Genomic DNA, 18,278 nt, shown 5'->3' with positions numbered 1-18,278 from the left:
ATGATTGTTTGGAGTGTGGCAAACCAGAAAGGAGGCGTAGGTAAAACGACTACGACCATTACCCTTGCTGGCTTATTAAGCCAACAAGGTAAGCGCGTTTTGCTGGTCGATACCGATCCCCATGCATCATTAACGACTTATTTAGGCTATGATTCTGATGCCGTACCGACGAGTTTGTTTGATCTGTTTCAGTTGCGTGAGTTTAATGAACAAAATGTTGAGCCATTAATTCTGCGCACCGATATTAAAAATATGGATCTTATTCCTGCTCATATGTCATTAGCGACTTTAGATCGCGTGATGGGTAATCGCAGCGGTATGGGGCTGATACTTAAACGTTCATTACTTGCTTTACGCCATCGTTATGACTACGTACTGATCGATTGTCCACCGATTCTCGGAGTGATGATGGTCAATGCGTTAGCAGCGAGTGATCGTATTTTAATTCCAGTGCAAACTGAATTTCTAGCAATGAAAGGCTTAGAACGTATGGTCCGTACATTAGCGATCATGCAAAAGTCACGTAATCGTGAGTTTAAAGTGACCATTGTGCCTACGATGTATGACAAACGAACTCGTGCGTCATTGCAAACGTTGACTCAACTAAAAAAAGATTATCCTGAACAGGTATGGGCCTCAGCTGTTCCTATTGATACTAAATTTCGTGATGCAAGTTTAAAGCGTCTACCTGCTTCGCATTTTGCAGAAGGGAGCCGAGGTGTGTTTGCTTATAAACAGTTGTTACTCTTCTTAGAGAGGTTGGCTATCGATGAGTAACTCCTTACTATCTAGTGAACAAGCGTTAGATGATTACTTCGCGGCTTTATTAGAGGAAGAGCTGGAACAGCCAGATTGGCAAGATGGTCCTTTTACGACCACGCTTAGTCAGCCAATAGATGAACCTCAACCGCTGCCTGCTCGTCAGCGCAGCGCAGACAGTTACATCGAACAAGAATTGGTTGAATTTGAGCTACCTAATTTAGATGATGTACAGCGTTTACTCAGTCAGCTAGAGAATAATAATCCTGTTGCCGATCTTGATCTTGAAGTTGTCATGGCAGAAAACACCGCTCAGATAGCTCAAACGGTTATTGAGACATCGGTAGAAGAAATTCAAGAATGGGAAATTGAAGAGGCGCTCGTTGAAGCTGATCCTGTCACCACAGTCAAAGAGCCTGAGGTGATTGTTGAGCCAGAGATAGCCAATGACACGTTAGTCAGTGAAGAACCACAACCTGATCCGTTCGGTATCGGCCAGTGGCAATGCTCAGTTCGTGAACAAAATTTTCAAGTTTTGTACTTCGATGTCAATGGCGTTACTTTCGCAGTGCCACTGGATGAGTTAGGTGGTATCCATCGTAAAACCACATTGAATCATTTGATTGGACGTCCCGCATGGTATTTAGGTCTGCAAACTAACCGTGATTCACAGCTGGATGTCGTTGATACCGCCAAATGGGTAATGTCTGATAAGCTAGCTGATGACACGTACAAAAAAGAATATCAATACATAGTTATGTTAGATAACAGCCTGTGGGGCTTAGCTTGTACTAAACTATTAGGTACAGAGTGGTTAAGTAGCGACAAGGTTCGTTGGCGAGAGCAAGTTGGCAAGCGGCCATGGCTTGCTGGTATGGTTAAAGAAAAAATGTGTGCTTTGATTCATGTTAATGCATTAATCGCTATGCTTAATGCAGGCCTTGATGTCCAAGCGCTCGATAAATAATACATATTTTGTCGGTCACGACTTAAAGAGGAAAAGGTATGTCTGAAGTAGAAGTGAGAAAAGAACACTCAAATGATGAAGTGCTTCAGTGGGTAACATTTCAACTAGAAGAAGAGACTTATGGCGTCAATGTGATGCAAGTCCGTGAAGTGTTACGTTACACCGAAATCGCACCCGTCCCAGGGTCGCCTGACTATGTCTTAGGTATTATTAACCTACGTGGTAACGTTGTGACTGTTATCGATACGCGTTCGCGGTTTGGCTTAATGCAAGGTGAAATCACCGACAACACACGAATTATTGTGATTGAGTCTGAGCGTCAAGTCATTGGTATCTTAGTTGATAGTGTTGCTGAGGTGGTTTACTTACGTTCATCAGAAATCGATACGACACCAAGTGTGGGTACGGAAGAGAGTTCTAAGTTTATCCAAGGAGTGAGTAATCGCGATGGAAAACTGTTGATCTTAGTCGATCTCAATAAACTGCTATCGCAAGAAGAGTGGGATGATATGGCTCATCTTTAATGAGTGATTTTTTATACTTTACGCCTCCCATCCTTATGGGGGGAGCGGCGTTGATTATCGTACTCTTTACGCTTGGATTGTGGTTTTTGCGCCGCTCATTAACTCGTCAAGGCGATTATTTTCGTCAGCAAGTTCGCCAGCTTGATAAAGAGTTGCAAAAAACTACCAAGCAGTTATTTGAGGTGCGTTCTGCAGCGATAGGACTGGGACAAAAGGTTACCGGACAACAAGAGATTATTACTCATTTAAGTGATCGTCTTAAGCAGTTAGAAAATGTTGATACCGATGCCCGCCTATATAGTCGGGCAAGTAAAATGGTTAAGCTAGGTGCCGACATTGATGAACTCATCGAGGAGTGTGAGTTACCGAAAGCTGAAGCTGAATTAATGCTATCATTGCAAAAAAAATTGGCTGGTAAAGAATCCATTCCGCCTTTAAGTAGTGACCCAGAAGGGCGTATGTCTACGACTAGTACTGGTAAGAAACCGACTCGTAAACCATCTCTTTAAATAAAAACTAAATGGGAGCGTTGTGCTTCCTTTTGGTTTTTATTTCTGTAAACAATAAATAACAGATAATTACCTGTTATTTGATAATGGCCGATGGCTGTCTGATTTTTCATCGATAATGATTAGCTTTAAAGCGAGTTTCACTCTTATTCTATTTGTGTTTAGCGTGCTGTGTTAGTATCAAAGGCCGTTAAATAGTGCGTTGATACTTTTCAGCGACTACCGAAAATGATTCAAAGCAATCGAAAGTTTCTTTTGCTGATGAATGAGCGTTAATATCTTGGTGATATTGAGTAAGACAAATTCGGTAATAATATGATATTTTAAGGCTCATTTTGTTGTATTCACCCTATATTTACATCGTAAAAGTCGAGCAGCGCCATGACTTTTCACCAATTGGATTATGACCATGCCCAGCCGTTTGTCACGGATAGCAATGTTTTTATTGATGCTGGTACTGGCCGGATGTAGCTCGGTACCGGAAGATGCACGCAACGAATCACATCCTAGTGACCCATTAGAAGGGTTTAACCGCGCGATGTGGAAAATTAATTACGATTACCTAGACCCTTATCTAGCGCGTCCTGTTTCACTGGCTTATGTCGATTATGTGCCATCACCATTAAGACGTGGTTTAGCGAACTTTTTATCTAATTTAGATGAGCCGGCCAGTATGGTTAATAACCTGATCATGGGTAACGGTGAAAAAGCACTCGATCACTTTAACCGTTTTTGGTTAAACAGTACTTTTGGACTTTTAGGATTGATTGATATTGCATCAGAAGCCGGAATTCGTAAGCATGACGATAAGCAATTTGGTGATGCGATAGGTTATTATGGTGTGGGCAATGGACCTTATTTAATGGTGCCGGGATATGGACCTTATACTGTTCGAGAAGTGGCTGATACGGTTGATGGGTGGTATGTCCCGCTCGCGTATTTGAATATTTGGGGCAGCATTGGTAAATGGGCGGTTCAAGGAATGGAAACTCGTGCCGCTTTAGTGCCTCAAGAGGCCATGCTACAGCGTTCTCCTGATCCTTATGCGTTAACGCGAGAAGTTTATTTACAACGCCGTGACTTCAAAGCCGAGCGAGACACGCAAAGTTATGATTCTGAGCAAGAAGATTTTCTCGATGATTATCTCGACGGCGGATTCTAGTTTTCTCAATGCTATCTGTTAATAACTTTGAATGCGCGCAGGTCATTGAGCATAAAGTGACCTGCGCCTTCACTCTTCATTTCTGTTGTTCATTTTCATCATGCTGACATAACACGCCCACTAAAATAGTCATTAGTTACAATGTATTCCGTATTACGAATCAGCTCATCTTGCACTTCCGCCCAGTGCCAATCCTGATGATGTCCCGCCATTGGTATTACGCCACCGACGCGAATATTATAGGGTGTTAACTCTCTGGCCCAACTTTGGGTAAATCCTGCAACCATAGAATTCGTATTTTCCATTCCCGCTTGTTGCTGTGTGGTATTGTGCCAGACGAGGTTAACAATCACCCCTTTTGCTTGATGTTGACGCATCCTTTCTGAGCAAGTTTGACCAAAGGTAAAGAGAGAAGAGGCCATGTTTGCTAATTGCTGAATAAAACGCTCTGTAGGTTGTTCATCGACTAAAGAAGGAAAATGAACACTTGGCCAATGATTGATTAACACATCTGGCGCTGAATGGTAGGTGGTTTCAATATAGTCAAATAACTGATGAATACTTGCTGGAGAACGGTCGGGTAACGTGTAGTAATGAACACGATGACTGATCGCGTAGCAATGCTGCCAAGTAGTGACTAAAGCACTATGATCAGTATCGCATATTATGACATTAGCACCCAAACGAGCAAAATGCATCGCCAGCGTTCCGCCAAGTAGCGAATTGGCTGAGGTAATTAAAATTAATGCGCTTTTAATTTTCATAGTGTGCCTTCCTTGGAGGAGACTATAACCATTGGGTGAATTAAGCATGGTTGAAGGGGGGAAATGATGGTGTGAATTGCTTCAAATAAACCAGGAAGGTTAAAAAGTAATCGTTTTTTCTTTGCGCTTATTCACATTCGGTGAGAAGTCTTAAGCAAAAATATACACTGTTGCTCTAGGTGTGGTTAGCTTTTGGCTAATAAAGATCCAAACGTTTTGGCTGATAAGAGGCTGTTTTCGATGTTGTTGAGATGCTTCCTACACTTGGGCTCGTAATTGATCTTTTCTGAGTGATTGATTAAGAATAGGGTATAGATCCATGAGCATTAACGTCTTGGTCTCTTGCTGTGCGAGATGTCGGCGGTCATGTCCAGAGAGATTTAAATATACCTCTTCTGGGAAATTTTCAGTATCTTCTGGTAGGTAGGTGAGCACTTCTGGTTGCAAATAGTGCGACAATTTAGCGCTAGCTATACCACCAGAATGAAACAGCCTCGCTTGCTGAGCCGAAATAGCGTAAGAGCTTTGATCATTGCGTAGTGCTTGGCATGCTGGCAGTTCAAAGCGTTGACGTAGCTGTTCTTCAGTTGTGCGCTGAGTGGTGATCGGCTCGACTGGCGCGGTATCGCGAACGTCATTGGAGAAGAGTGCCATAAACAAAGCAAAATCGGCATGACGACCTTGCTGTACCGCTTGGTTGACCCCAGTTCCGAGCTGTAACTCATTAATTATTCCGGCTTTATCTAATGTATGTACTTGCATGCTTTCTCCTCAATGCATCACTAATAACGGCATATGAAGAAAAAACTTTAATAAAAAAGCCTACCTTATTTAAGGTAGGCTATCGGCTGTTGAGCATGACTTGACACTCATCAGCTGGTCAGCGAGATTACTTCGCGAGATTTTGTGCAACAAATTCCCAGTTCACTAGAGCCCAGAAGCCATTCATGTAGTCTGGACGAAGGTTACGATAATCGATGTAGTAAGCATGTTCCCACAGATCAACCGTCAATAGAGGTGTGACTCCCTCTTCAGTGATTGGTGTTGCTGCGTTAGAAGTATTGATAATTGCCAACGAGCCATCTACTTTTTTCACTAGCCAAGTCCACGAAGAACCGAAGTTGTTGATCGCAGAATCGGTGAATTTTGCTTTAAAATCAGCAAATGAACCAAAGGCCGCATTGATGGCTTCTGCCACCGCTCCTGTTGGCTCACCACCGCCGTTTGGAGATAAGCAGTGCCAGTAGAAAGTGTGGTTCCATACTTGTGCAGCATTATTAAAAATACCGCCAGTTGACGTTTTGATGATCTCTTCGAGAGATTTACCTTCAAACTCAGTACCAGGGATTAAGCCATTTAATTTTACTACATAAGTATTGTGGTGTTTACCGTGATGGTAATCCAAAGTCTCTGCTGAAATGTGTGGTTGTAGCGCATCTTTTGCGTAAGGTAGTGCTGGTAGTTCAAATGCCATTGTTCAATTCTCCGTTGTTGAGAGGAAAGAAACGACTAAGCAGACGAGGTCAAATATAGGTTACGGCCCACGGCTGATGTAGACACTTCTTTGATTGCTTCCAGTGTTATTGTAATGGAGTCGGTAAAACTGACTTGTGACCTATTTTAGCAAGTTTTTACTTTATTAACACCCCAAGTGAAAGAAAAAGTTCAGTTAACTCAATAAATCGCGATCATTAGCATTTCAGTTTGCTAAACCCATAAACAGAATGTGCTTTTTATTCTCTCTTAATGATTTAGAATGGAGGGGATTAACTTAGCCATCCATTAAGAGGAAGCAATGGAAACCATCGATAAAATCAAACAGCAACTTGCTGAAAACCCAATTCTTCTTTATATGAAAGGGTCACCTAAACTGCCAAGCTGTGGTTTCTCTTCTCAAGCCGCTCAAGCATTAATGGCGTGCGGTGAAAAATTTGCCTATGTGGATATCTTACAAAACCCAGATATTCGCGCAGAGCTGCCAGTGTATGCACAATGGCCGACTTTTCCGCAGCTATGGGTTGAAGGTGAATTGATTGGTGGCTGTGACATTATTTTGGAAATGTTCCAAAAAGGTGAATTACAGCCATTAATTAAAGAAGCGGCTGCACGTAACGCGACAGATGAAGCATAATACTGTATAAAAATACAGTTTAGCTTGATTTTTTAGGGCCACATTGGTTAATGTGACCCTAATTTTTTTAATTTTAGACTGTTATGAGCCGCTTATTCATTGCTGAAAAACCCAGTTTAGCCCGAGCCATTGCTGATGCATTGCCCAAGCCCCATAAGAAGCAGCAAGGTTTTATTGAATGTGCTAATGGTGATAAAGTGACTTGGTGTATTGGTCATTTACTTGAGCAAGTAGAACCTGATAGCTATGATCCACGATACAAGAAGTGGAACTTAGCAGATTTACCTATTCTTCCGGAAAAGTGGCAGCTACAACCGAGAAAAACCGCGAGTCAACAACTAGCAATCGTGCGTAAGTTACTGAAAAGCAGTCAAGAAATTATCCATGCTGGTGATCCTGACCGCGAAGGCCAGCTATTGGTTGATGAGGTGATTGATTATTGTCAGGTCGCTAAGCAAAAGCAGCACAATATCCAACGTTTATTGATCAATGATCTTAACTTGCCGGCGGTGAAGCGCGCACTTTCATCGATGCGCAGTAATCGTGAATTTATTCCACTCTCAGTCTCCGCATTAGCGCGCTCTCGGGCAGATTGGTTGTACGGCATGAATATGTCTCGCGCTTATACTTTGCTCGGGCAACAAGCGGGTTATCAAGGGGTATTGTCTGTTGGTCGAGTGCAAACTCCTGTACTGGGATTGGTGGTGCGCCGTGATGCAGAGATTGCCCATTTTGTTGCTCACGATTACTTTACCTTACACGCCTTGATCCCCTATCAAGTAGAAGGGCATGAGTTTGATATTCGAGCTCGCTGGCAGCCTAGTGAAGCCTGCCAGCCTTGGCAAGATGAAGAAGGGCGAGTGTTAAACCGCGCTTTGGTTGAAAATGTTGCCCGTCGTATTCAGAATCAGCCTGCAATGGTTACAGCGTCAGAACAAACGCAAACTAAGCAAGCACCACCACTGCCTTATTCATTATCCGCGTTACAAATTGATGCTGCCAAGCGCTATGGTTTGAGTGCTCAACAAGTGCTGGATATTTGTCAGTCATTGTATGAAAAATATAAGTTAATCACTTATCCACGTTCTGACAGCCGTTATTTACCCAAAGAGCATTTCGCTCAGGCTGGTACGATATTGACGGCGATTGCGCATAATCTACAGCCATTACAAACTGCGGTTGCGGGTGCTGACCGTACATTACGTTCTAAAGCGTGGAATGACAGTAAGGTTGATGCGCATCACGCGATTATTCCGACCCCCAAACAAAGTGCCGTACATGGACTTTCTGCCGCAGAACAGAATATTTATCAGCTGATTGCTCGCCAGTACGTACTGCAATTTTATCCTCCTGCGGTGTACGCTGAAGCTAAACTTGTTTTTACCATCGCGGGAGGAATTTTCATTGCTAAAGGCCGACAATTGGTATTCGCGGGTTGGAAAGGTGTTATTGGGCAACAAGAGCAAACCGAAGAGGGAATTGATACGGTTCCACCTTTGCCTGTAGGTACACAGTTAATATGTCGTGAAGGTGAAATAAAAGCCTGTAAAACCGAACCCCCCCGCCATTTTACCGAAGCTACATTGTTGCAAGCGATGACGGGGATCGCCCGTTTTGTGGAAGATAAAGAGCTTAAGAAAATTCTTCGTGAAACCGATGGGCTTGGTACAGAAGCCACCCGAGCGGGCATCTTAGATACATTATTCAAACGCCAATTGCTGACACGAGAAGGAAAACAGATTAAAAGCACCCCAGCCGGTAAAGGGTTAGTAGAAGCGTTACCGCTGCAAGCGACTTACCCTGATATGACGGCACATTGGGAACATCAGTTACAAGCAATGGCGGAAAGAGGTCAAGCTTATCAACCCTTTATTGAAGATCTGGAGCGGCAAATCAGTCAATGGGTAGAGCAAGTCAAACAACAACCTGTTCCCGCTTCGTTGCGAGCTTTACCGCCAGTTAAACGTCCGGCTTTTAAAACCAAGAGAAGGTCGACAAGCAGTAAAAGAAAAAGTTCGTTTGCACGCTGAGCATCAGCAGCATAAAGGTGTTGTTGTGCGACGATTTGCCACTGATTGATGAAGTAATTAGGATTTGTTGCGTGAAAGTTAGAATAAATCCACATAAAAATAATAGCCCAGTTGCATAGGCGGTTAATATTTTCCATAGTAAGCATTGGTTCTTGGATGAATATCACAAAGAATCAGGATGGAATCATTATACAGAGGCAAAAATGCCCGTTATCACGCTTGCGCTAGGAATACACCATGTTAAAGATACTTAGAGCCCTCAACGTTCGTCAGAAAATCTTGGTGATCGAACTTATTTCTCTGACCATTATTGTTCTTATTAGCCTTTATGGGGTAAGTAAGTTACGAGAAATGGCCTTTCAAGAACGTCAACAAAGTGTTGAAAATCAAGTTCAATCAGTGGTCAGTTTAGTCGATTATTATGCTCGTTTAGCACCAAGAATTGGTGAAGAAGAAGCTAAGCAACGAGCGATCGAAGCGATCAAGGCACTCCGATATGACAATGATAACTATTTTTGGGTGATGACCGCCAATGCTCGTTTAGTACTGCATCCTTTGCGCCCCGAAATGGCCAATCAAGATATGAGTCAAGTTCGTGATGGTGCTGGTCGTTTTCATTGGCAACAAATGGCTCAGGTTGTACAACGCCAAGGAGCCGGATTTGTTGAATACACTTTTGTACCGCCCAGTGGCCCGATTGAAGACAAAATTTCCTATGTTGCGCAAGCCAGTGGTTGGAATTGGGTTATTGGTACCGGCGTTATCGTTAATGATATCAATCAAACCATCTATCAAAATGCCTTATTCTATGTCGGTTTTGCTTTAGCAGGGGTGGTGATTACTTTGCTATTTTCGAGCATTATTGGTAAAAATATTACCGATCCTCTGGCTTTGTTCGTCACCAAGGTTCAACGTGCAGCGCAAGGGGATATGACGGTGCGTTTTAATCCTAAAGGACGTGATGAGATTGCTAGCTTAGGGCGTTCGATAAATTCGATGATCGAAAGCACCCATCAAGCTTTAATTACCGCCAAGCAGTCAGCAATGAACGCCGCTGAGATGGCGTCATCAATTGCTTCGGCCAGTGAGGAGACTGCAACCAGTACTCAATCGCAGCGAATGCAACTAGAGCAATTAGCAACGGCCATGAATGAAATGAATGCAACCATTCGTGATGTCGCGCAAAATGCCGAGCAAACTGCTGCATCGACGGATGATGTCGCCAATCAAGCGTTAAGTTGCAATAGCATGATGGAGAGAACCGAGCAAAACATCGAGCAGTTATCTCAAGAAGTCTCACAAACCGATCAATTGGTTGAAGCGCTACGTAATGACGTTGCAGGTATCAATGAAATTGTTGATGTGATTCAAGCCATCTCTGAACAAACTAACTTATTGGCGCTCAATGCGGCGATTGAAGCGGCGCGTGCTGGGGAGCAAGGTCGTGGCTTTGCGGTGGTGGCGGATGAAGTGCGTCATTTGGCTGGCCGTACTCAGCAATCGACGCATCAAATTCAGCAAACGATCGAGTCTTTGATTGCCAGAGCGGGCAGTGCGTCTCAGGCAATGAAGCAATGTCATAGCCGTGTGACGGAAAACGTACAAACCGCAACCGAAACTAAGCAAATGTTAAAACAGATGGTGACTGAGCTTACTCGCGCGAATGATATGGTGACCCAAATTGCCACTGCAGCGGAGCAGCAAGACACCGTAGCAGAAGAGATGAATAGCAATGTGAGCCATATCAATCTGTCGGCTGATCATATTAGCCAATCGGCGCAAGATTTGGCTGAACAAAGCCAGCATCTGGCTGATAGTGCCAACCAATTGGATGAGCAGTTACAGCGTTTTAAAGTATAACAACCGAGTTCATATCGGTTGTTATTGAGTCGGATAAAGACAACAAAGTGGAGAAGAACTCTCCACTTTTTTATTGCCCTAACGTTGAATATTAAGAGCCAACCACGTTAAATCACTGCTTGACGAACCTTGGCAGAGATCCATTCACTCACGACTACCGTTGCCAAGACGACTAAAATAATCAAGGTGACTTGAGGCCAAGCGAGGACATTTAAACTCGATTGCAATTGCATACCGATGCCACCCGCTCCAACTAAACCTAAGATCGCACTTTCGCGGATATTAATATCCCAACGAAAAACACTAATCCCAAAGAATGTCGGTAGAACTTGCGGCACAATCGCATAATTTAATACTTGAGATCGACTTGCTCCAGTGGACGTAATGGCCTCAACTTGAGTGAGGTCGGTTTCTTCAATCGCTTCATACAATAATTTACCAACAAAACCGATTGAGCGTAGTGCTATGGCCAAAATACCAGCCAGTAAACCAGGACCAAGAATCGAAACCAGTAGCAATGCCCAGATCAAAGAGTTAATTGAGCGGGAAGCGACGATGATAAACAACGCAATCGGCCTCACTAATACTCTAGAGGGCGTGGTATTGCTGGCGGCCAAAAATGCCAGTGGTGTAGCCAAAATGACACCCAATAAGGTACCTAAGGTTGCCATATTGAGCGTGTCCCATAATGGCAACCACAAACGCTCCATATAAGACCAACGGGGAGGAAAGGCTCTGTCTAATAAATCAGCAGCGGCTTGAGGAGCATCGAAGACAAACACCCACATGGTATGTTCTGTCATGATATTCCAGCAATAAATAAACAAAGCCAGCAGTAACATCCAACCCACCCAAAGTAATAATTGAGTCTTTGGCGTACGATATTGCCAAGTTAGGCTTGAGTTGAGAGGGTTCATTTCACGTATTTCCGTAGATAGCCAGAAGCATATTCACTGAGTATCACAATCGTAATAATCAGTAAGAGAATGGCGCCAGCACTGTCATATTCGTAGCGCGAGAGAGAGGTATTGAGTGTTGCGCCAATGCCACCGGCCCCAACAATTCCGATTACGGCACTCTCACGAAAGTTAATATCGAGTCGGTATAAGCACAACCCAAGTAGACGCGGTAACACCTGCGGCTGAATAGCGTAATTCACTCGCTGTAGCCAAGAGGCTCCAGTAGCTTGGATTGCTTCGATCGGTGTCGGATCTATTCCTTCTATTTCTTCGGCCAGCAATTTACCGATAAAACCAATCGTAGCGAAAGTTAAGGTCAAAAAGCCCGCAAAAGCACCAAAGCCAAATAAAGCGACGAAAAAGATTGCGACGATAATTTCTTGTAAAGAGCGGCTAAGGGCAATAAAAGCGCGGCAAATCATATAAACCCAAGTTGGACTTAAGTTGCGAGCTGCGCCAAGTCCAACCGGAATCGCTAAAGCAATACCTACCACGGTAGAAGTTAAAGTCATGGTTAAACTTTCGACCATTCCAGCGGAAATATCTCGCCAGCGAGTAGAGAAATCAGGCTGCAAAAAGCCAGCGATAAAGCGTTGTGCTCGCTCTAATCCTTCGTAAATGCGAAGCCAGTTTATATCCACACTGCCGATAGCTATCCATAAGTAGGCCAAGCAAAGAATACTTAAAGTCCATCGCCAAACGCTGTTTTTAATGATTTGTGGTGGCTTTCGCCACTGTTCGGGATAAGCAGTTTTACTCATGCGTTCACCAATTGAGGCTCGGTACTGGCGATTAACTCTGGGTCTTGATTGGATTCAGGTTGGCGCATACTCGTCCAGTCTTCTTCACCATAAATTTGGGTTAATACTTGTTCGGTCAGTTGCTGTGGAGAGCCATCAAACACGACTTCACCCGCTTTCAAACCAATAATACGGTCGGTAAATTGCTGGGCGAGGACCACATCGTGAATATTAATAATCGCAGGTAAGCCACGCTCATTACACATTTCAACTAATAAGCGCATGACTTGACGACTGGTTTTCGGATCTAAGCTAGCGGTTGGCTCGTCAATCAAGAGCAGTTCTGGATCTTGGGCAAGGGCTCGAGCAATACCTACTCGTTGGCGCTGTCCACCTGAGAGAGCGTCAGCTCTTTTATCGGCATGTTGTATTAAACCAACGCGATCTAAGAGGCGATAAGCGTTGCTAATATCTTTCCCCGGATATTGCCGCCAAAAACTACGCCAAAACGAAACATAACCTAATCGCCCTGAAAGGACGTTCTCCATCACCGTTAAGCGATCCACGAGGGCATATTCTTGAAATATCATGCCAATTTTTCGTCGGGCTTGTCGTAACTGAGTTTGAGAAAGCTGATTGACCGTTAAATTATTTAGAGTAATTTGCCCATCGCTGGGTTCGACTAAACGGTTGATACAGCGAATTAAGGTTGATTTTCCTGCCCCAGAAGGGCCAATTAAGCCAACAACTTGTCCTTTGGGAACACTGAATGAAACATTATTGAGGGCCTTATCACCGGTTTGATAAGTTTTGCTTAATCCATTGATGGTCAACATGAATCCACTCCTTGATAATAAAAAAACGCAAGATGAATCAGTATCATCTTGCGTTTAAGGGTTAACGACAGGTGTATTGAACACCCATGGCTTGATCGATTTCACGTACCACAGACCAGTGTTCTTTAAAGGTAATAGGAATAAATTGTGCTTCACCTGATTGAGAGAATTCTTTTTCCATCGCTGTACCTTTCCAATCAAAACTGAAAAAGGCTTGGCGGATTTTTTCTTGTAAATCGGGATGCAGGTTGTACACCACGCCATAACCTGTAGTAGGGAAGCTATCGGATTTAAAGATCGTGTTATAGCTGTCTGGGTTAATCACGTTTCTTGCGATCATGCGTTTGGCAACAGAATTAGCAATAGCAGCGGCATCGTAGTCGCGGTTAACCACGCCTAAAATGGAGTTATCGTGAGCCCCTGAGAAAGCCGGGGTATAATCTTTACCTGCGGTTAATTGGTAGCTTGCTTCAAGTAGCGCTTGTGGCGCTTTAAAACCTGAGTTAGAGGTTTCAGCGGTAAACGCGAGTGTGCGGCCGCGAAGATCTTCAATTTTTTCAATTCCAGACGTTGGGTAGGTAATAATTTCCATTTCATAACCGTAGCTGCCGTCTTCTCTGGCCATCATCGCAAAAGGACGAAAACCCGCGCACGCCACGGCTAATGGGTTTGAACCTGTGTTAAATCCAGCGATGTGTAAACGTCCTGAACGCATGGCTTCAATTTGTGCGGCGTTAGAATTTACGGGAAAAAATTGGACTCGTTTGCCAGTCACTTTAGCCATATGGTCTAAAAACGGTTTCCAGACATCCGCGTAAACCGCAGGGTCTTCGACTGGCGTATAAGCAAAAATCAGAGTTGATGGGTTTATCCATGCTGATGGGTTAGTGGGAATATCTGCAACCAGATCGCCATCATTATCTTTATAACGTGAGTCGAGTGAGAATTGTGCGTGAGCAAGTGGTGTGGCGATTAACGCCAGTGCAACGCATTGAGCTAGCAGTTTCATTGATAAAACCTCAGGTTGTCATCCTTAAACAAGTCCGTACACGGTAGAAGGTCAAGATGACTTTTATGTGAATACATCGTTAAGGCTTGATGACAATCATTATTCTTGGTGATGAACAATCAATAAAACAATGGATCTGCGCTTACTTTTGATGGGGGATGCTGAGATGCTCACAAAGGTCGTCATTGGCTTTGCCCATCGAGCGATCAGCTATGATAGATTATAAGTTGCTTATCAAAGTAAGTTTAAAAACAGCGGTTTTATGTACCTGAGCTGCTTATTTTTCGGTTAAAAAGAGTAATCATTATGATGGATCGTTTATTTGGTAGTAGTCGATTTTTAGTGTTAGCGGTTATCGTGACTAGCTTTGTTGCTGCGGTGATTTTATATCTCGTTGTCCTCTCCATCATGTTCAGCATCGTTAGTAACTTGTGGGGTGGGATTCCATCTGGCGTTACTCAAGGAAAAATGTTGGCGGTAAGGTTACTTAAAGTCTTAGACATCTCACTGATTGCGATTACCTTTCAAATTATTGCTGCCAGTTTATACCGTCTTTTTATTCGTCCATCAGCCTTAGAGGCAAGCCCATTTCTTTCTGCCCTCGCGATTAGAAATTTTCACGATTTAAAAATCACTTTATTGCAAGTCGCGGTTGTGATCATGATCATTCTTTTCCTAGAGCATTTAGTGGAAGTGGGAGCCAGTATTGAAACGCTGTATCTAGGTGGCGGGATGAGTATGGTGATAGCTGCAGCCATTTGGGCATGGAAATCGATGAAATAAAGTGGATTAAATTTCACTCGTTTTACTGGCAAAAAACCAATCATTGAATTAGTATAAACTAAATAAGCTTTCACTAATTTTGTCGAGGTGGCAGTAATGAAACCAAATGTACATGAATTTTTTGACGCTAACACGTTCACATATAGCTATGTTGTGGTTGACCCTAGTACATCAAAATGTGCAATCATCGACTCGGTGCTTGATTATCAACCAGCGTCAGGCAGAACATCTTATGAGTCTGCTGATAAACTGGTCGCCTTTGTTGAACAACAAGGTTTATCGGTGGAGTGGATTTTAGAAACCCATGTCCATGCCGATCACCTAAGTGCTGCGCCCTACCTCAAGCAAAGACTGGGCGGTAAACTGGCGATAGGTCAGCATATTACTGTGGTGCAAGATACCTTTGGAAAGCTGTTTAACGCAGAAAGCGATTTTGCGGTGGACGGTAGCCAGTTTGATCATTTATTTACCGATCAAGAGTCATTTACGGTAGGCAACCTTCAGGCTAAAGCGATTCATACTCCGGGACACACACCAGCGTGTATGACTTACCTGATTGGTGACAGTGCTTTTGTTGGTGATACGCTGTTTATGCCTGATTACGGTACCGCGCGTTGTGATTTTCCGGGCGGAGATGCGAAAACGCTCTATCACTCCATTCAAAAACTGTTCACTTTAGCCGATGAAACGCGCGTATTTATGTGTCATGACTATAAAGCGCCGGGAAGAGAAGAGTATCTTTTTCAAACCACGATTGGTGAAGAGCGTATGCATAATATTCATGTTGGTCATGGTGTGGAAGAAGCGGCGTTCGTAGCCATGCGTCAAGCTCGAGATGCGACTTTATCGATGCCGACTTTGATCTTACCCTCAGTTCAGGTCAATATGCGTGCTGGCGTATTACCGCCGGCTGAAGACAATGGTGTTCAGTATCTAAAAATTCCGCTTAATAAAGTTTAACTAACAAGGATAGCCTGATGTTGACATTGATTAGATTAACTCCACAACTGACTGTTGCGCCGCAAATTGAGCCTAGTGATATCGAACAGATCGCTGGTTTAGGTTTTAAATCGGTGATCAATAATCGGCCTGATGGCGAGGAAAGTGGCCAGCCATTAAATCAAGCGATTGAACAACATGCTGAGCAGCTTGGTTTAGCTTATGTTCATTTACCCGTGGTGGGTGGCCAAATTAGCGAAGCTCAGATCCATCAATTTGGCGAATTGTTACAGACTCTTCCTCAACCTATTTTGGCCTTTTGTCGTACCGGAACCCGTTCTAGTATGTTGTGGTCACTGGCAAGTCAAGATAGCGCGATGTTCAGTGAGCGTCTGAAGATTGCTACCAAGCAAGGCTTTAAGCTTGATGGTCTCGGCGAACGATTTGCTCAGCGTTAAGCTCAAGTGCGGTGAGTGAAATTAAAGTAAATAGGAATCAGCCAATGAAGCCTGCTTGGCGTCAATATCTGCCCATAGTGACTTGGTTGCCGGCATACACTCGCCAGGCTGCCAGCAAAGACGGAGTGGCGGCTATCATTGTCACCTTGATGCTGGTGCCACAAAGTTTAGCTTATGCGATTGTGGCTGGTTTACCTCCAGTTTATGGCTTATATGCCAGTATTTTACCTCTGGTGGCTTACACTCTATTAGGAACCAGTAAAACGTTGGCTGTTGGCCCCGTTGCGGTGATTTCGTTAATGACCGCAGAAGCGATTGCACCCTTACATGATGTTGGGACACACGCTTATGTAACTGCTGCGGCGACGCTGGCGTTTTTATCTGGGCTGATGCTCTTAATCATGGCGGTGTTTCGCTTAGGCTTTTTAACGACGTTTTTAAGTCACTCGGTACTCTCTGGTTTTATGACCGCCTCTGGCGTTGTGATTATTTGGGGGCAATTACCTAAGTTACTGGGCTTATCAGCGGCGTCTGACTCGCTCGCTGAAGTACTGGCTGCGGTGCACTATCCTACCTTATGGATGGGGCTGGGGAGCTTAGTTCTATTGCTGCTTGGCCGACGTTATTTTGCCTCTGTGTTACAAAACCTTGGTTGCTCTGCATCGTGGGCGGGCCATATCAGTAAATTACTGCCGGTGATGGTCATGGTCGCGAGCATATTGATCATTCATTACTTTCCACACCATACTCAAGGGGTGAGTGTGGTTGGTGCTATCCCGACGGGGTTGCCAAGTTTCGTGATGCCGGTGTTTGAAGCCAACTTAGTGGTTCAACTGTTGCCAGCAGCGCTGCTGATCAGCGTGGTGGGATTTGTTGAGTCAGCGTCGGTTGGGCAAACGTTAGCGGCGAAAAGACGTCAACGAATTGAACCAAATCAAGAGCTCATCGCTTTGGGTGGGGCGAATATTGCCTCTGCGATACAGGGCGGGTTTCCGGTTACGGGGGGACTTTCTCGTTCAGTGGTTAACTATGATGCGGGAGCGGAAACACCATTGGCGAGCATGTTGACCGCGATAGGGATCGGCATCACTGTACTGTATTTCACCCCACTGTTTAGCTATCTCCCTCACGCGGTTTTGGCGGCGATTATTATTGTTGCTGTATCGGCTTTGATTGATATTAAAGCCATTTTTACCACTTGGCGCGCGGCAAAAAGCGATGGCGTGGTCATGCTAAGTACCATTGCTGGAGTGCTCTTTATCAATATTGAATGGGGGATCATTATCGGTGTGTTACTCTCATTAGTGATTTTTTTATGGCGAACCAGTCAGCCACACATCGCGGTGGTTGGATTAATCGAAGGGAGTGAACATTTTCGTAATGTGCAGCGTTTTCAAGTTAAACAGAGCAAAACGGTGTTAACTTTACGCATCGATGAAAGCTTATATTTTGCCAATGCCCGTTATTTAGAAGATAAAATACCGGAGTATTTAGCCAGCTACCCTGAAACCCAGTATTTGGTGTTGATGCTGTCTGGCGTTAATCGTATCGATAGCAGTGCCTTAGAAAGTTTACATTTGATCGCAGAGCGTGTTGCTCAATCGGGTATTACCATGCATTTGTCTGAAGTGAAAGGACCAGTGATGGATGAGATGCGACGTTCAACGTTTTTAGAACATTTCACTGGGCAAATCTTTATCAGCCAATTTCAAGCTTTTAGCCACTTAACTCAAGCAGAGCATCCGGATGAGGATTGGCGAATCTAACGCTACGCCATGGGAAGACTTCTGTAATTAATCTCTCATATCTATCATTTGTGTGATAAACCTGTATAATTCGCCGCCTATC

19 protein-coding genes are annotated in these 18,278 nt (G+C 44.0%); 12 read left to right on the top strand and 7 right to left on the bottom strand.

From position 1 onward, the window contains the following. The 5 genes from BSR11_RS07775 to BSR11_RS07755 all read left to right on the top strand — a co-directional run bounded on the left by BSR11_RS07775 (position 1) and on the right by BSR11_RS07755 (position 3,921). Complete coding sequence (locus tag BSR11_RS07775) at positions 1–777, top strand: ParA family protein (protein WP_072669848.1); 777 nt, start codon at positions 1–3, stop codon at positions 775–777. Continuing rightward, positions 770–1,726 carry a chemotaxis protein CheW gene (locus tag BSR11_RS07770; protein ID WP_072669847.1) on the top strand — a complete coding sequence of 319 codons (957 nt, stop codon included), beginning with the start codon at positions 770–772 and terminating at the stop codon, positions 1,724–1,726. The genes BSR11_RS07775 and BSR11_RS07770 overlap by 8 nt, the downstream gene beginning before the upstream one ends. Before the next feature lie 38 nt (positions 1,727–1,764). Beyond that, positions 1,765–2,250, top strand: coding sequence for a chemotaxis protein CheW (locus BSR11_RS07765; RefSeq protein ID WP_004394823.1), 486 nt, complete (start codon positions 1,765–1,767; stop codon positions 2,248–2,250). Then, positions 2,250–2,759 carry a DUF2802 domain-containing protein gene (locus tag BSR11_RS07760; RefSeq protein ID WP_072669846.1) on the top strand — a complete coding sequence of 170 codons (510 nt, stop codon included), beginning with the start codon at positions 2,250–2,252 and terminating at the stop codon, positions 2,757–2,759. Before BSR11_RS07765 ends, BSR11_RS07760 begins: the two co-directional genes overlap by 1 nt. Before the next feature lie 409 nt (positions 2,760–3,168). Continuing rightward, a complete protein-coding gene (locus BSR11_RS07755; RefSeq protein WP_072669845.1) occupies positions 3,169–3,921 on the top strand; it encodes an MlaA family lipoprotein in 753 nt (250 codons plus the stop codon). 98 nt (positions 3,922–4,019) lie between these two features. Here the strand turns inward: BSR11_RS07755 and BSR11_RS07750 are convergent, their stop codons facing one another. The 3 genes from BSR11_RS07750 to sodB all read right to left on the bottom strand — a co-directional run bounded on the left by BSR11_RS07750 (position 4,020) and on the right by sodB (position 6,159). After that, complete coding sequence (locus tag BSR11_RS07750; RefSeq protein ID WP_072669844.1) at positions 4,020–4,685, bottom strand: SDR family oxidoreductase; 666 nt, start codon at positions 4,683–4,685, stop codon at positions 4,020–4,022. Positions 4,686–4,943: 258 nt separating this feature from the next. Next, positions 4,944–5,447 carry a VC2046/SO_2500 family protein gene (locus BSR11_RS07745; RefSeq protein WP_072669843.1) on the bottom strand — a complete coding sequence of 168 codons (504 nt, stop codon included), beginning with the start codon at positions 5,445–5,447 and terminating at the stop codon, positions 4,944–4,946. A gap of 127 nt (positions 5,448–5,574) precedes the next feature. Beyond that, complete coding sequence (gene sodB, locus BSR11_RS07740; protein WP_072669842.1) at positions 5,575–6,159, bottom strand: superoxide dismutase [Fe]; 585 nt, start codon at positions 6,157–6,159, stop codon at positions 5,575–5,577. 321 nt (positions 6,160–6,480) lie between these two features. Here sodB and BSR11_RS07735 point away from each other — a divergent pair, with 321 nt between their 5' ends. The 3 genes from BSR11_RS07735 to BSR11_RS07725 all read left to right on the top strand — a co-directional run bounded on the left by BSR11_RS07735 (position 6,481) and on the right by BSR11_RS07725 (position 10,706). Then, entirely contained in the window at positions 6,481–6,816 is a 336-nt protein-coding gene (locus BSR11_RS07735; RefSeq protein ID WP_072669841.1) for a Grx4 family monothiol glutaredoxin, read from the top strand. 83 nt (positions 6,817–6,899) lie between these two features. After that, positions 6,900–8,846, top strand: a complete 1,947-nt coding sequence (locus tag BSR11_RS07730) for a DNA topoisomerase III (protein ID WP_072669840.1) — start codon at positions 6,900–6,902, stop codon at positions 8,844–8,846. Positions 8,847–9,083: 237 nt separating this feature from the next. After that, complete coding sequence (locus tag BSR11_RS07725; RefSeq protein WP_072669839.1) at positions 9,084–10,706, top strand: methyl-accepting chemotaxis protein; 1,623 nt, start codon at positions 9,084–9,086, stop codon at positions 10,704–10,706. A 107-nt stretch (positions 10,707–10,813) separates the two neighbouring features. Here the strand turns inward: BSR11_RS07725 and phnE (BSR11_RS07720) are convergent, their stop codons facing one another. The 4 genes from phnE (BSR11_RS07720) to phnD all read right to left on the bottom strand — a co-directional run bounded on the left by phnE (BSR11_RS07720) (position 10,814) and on the right by phnD (position 14,250). Further along, positions 10,814–11,623 (bottom strand): phosphonate ABC transporter, permease protein PhnE, encoded by an 810-nt coding sequence (gene phnE, locus BSR11_RS07720; protein ID WP_072669838.1) that lies wholly within the window; start codon positions 11,621–11,623, stop codon positions 10,814–10,816. Further along, positions 11,620–12,426, bottom strand: coding sequence for a phosphonate ABC transporter, permease protein PhnE (gene phnE / locus BSR11_RS07715; RefSeq protein WP_072669837.1), 807 nt, complete (start codon positions 12,424–12,426; stop codon positions 11,620–11,622). Before phnE (BSR11_RS07715) ends, phnE (BSR11_RS07720) begins: the two co-directional genes overlap by 4 nt. Further along, complete coding sequence (phnC, locus tag BSR11_RS07710) at positions 12,423–13,241, bottom strand: phosphonate ABC transporter ATP-binding protein (protein ID WP_072669836.1); 819 nt, start codon at positions 13,239–13,241, stop codon at positions 12,423–12,425. The genes phnE (BSR11_RS07715) and phnC overlap by 4 nt, the downstream gene beginning before the upstream one ends. A gap of 61 nt (positions 13,242–13,302) precedes the next feature. Then, the gene (gene phnD / locus BSR11_RS07705) at positions 13,303–14,250 is read right to left on the bottom strand and encodes a phosphate/phosphite/phosphonate ABC transporter substrate-binding protein (protein WP_072669835.1); all 948 of its coding nucleotides are present in this window, start codon (positions 14,248–14,250) and stop codon (positions 13,303–13,305) included. A 306-nt stretch (positions 14,251–14,556) separates the two neighbouring features. On the opposite strand from phnD, the gene BSR11_RS07700 reads away from it, so the two are divergent. The 4 genes from BSR11_RS07700 (at position 14,557) to BSR11_RS07685 (ending at position 18,196) form a co-directional block, all read left to right on the top strand. After that, positions 14,557–15,033: a YqhA family protein gene (locus tag BSR11_RS07700; RefSeq protein WP_072669834.1), complete on the top strand. Its 477-nt coding sequence runs from the start codon at positions 14,557–14,559 to the stop codon at positions 15,031–15,033. Between the two features lie 96 nt (positions 15,034–15,129). Beyond that, complete coding sequence (locus BSR11_RS07695) at positions 15,130–15,993, top strand: MBL fold metallo-hydrolase (RefSeq protein WP_072669833.1); 864 nt, start codon at positions 15,130–15,132, stop codon at positions 15,991–15,993. 17 nt (positions 15,994–16,010) lie between these two features. Further along, positions 16,011–16,430, top strand: coding sequence for a protein tyrosine phosphatase family protein (locus BSR11_RS07690; protein WP_072669832.1), 420 nt, complete (start codon positions 16,011–16,013; stop codon positions 16,428–16,430). 44 nt (positions 16,431–16,474) lie between these two features. Beyond that, positions 16,475–18,196, top strand: a complete 1,722-nt coding sequence (locus tag BSR11_RS07685) for a SulP family inorganic anion transporter (RefSeq protein ID WP_072669831.1) — start codon at positions 16,475–16,477, stop codon at positions 18,194–18,196. Positions 18,197–18,278: the final 82 nt, after the last annotated feature.

It is taken from the genome of Vibrio injensis (genome assembly GCF_001895205.1).
Lineage (GTDB): Bacteria > Pseudomonadota > Gammaproteobacteria > Enterobacterales > Vibrionaceae > Vibrio > Vibrio injensis.
This window is presented reverse-complemented; position numbering and strand designations above follow the sequence as displayed.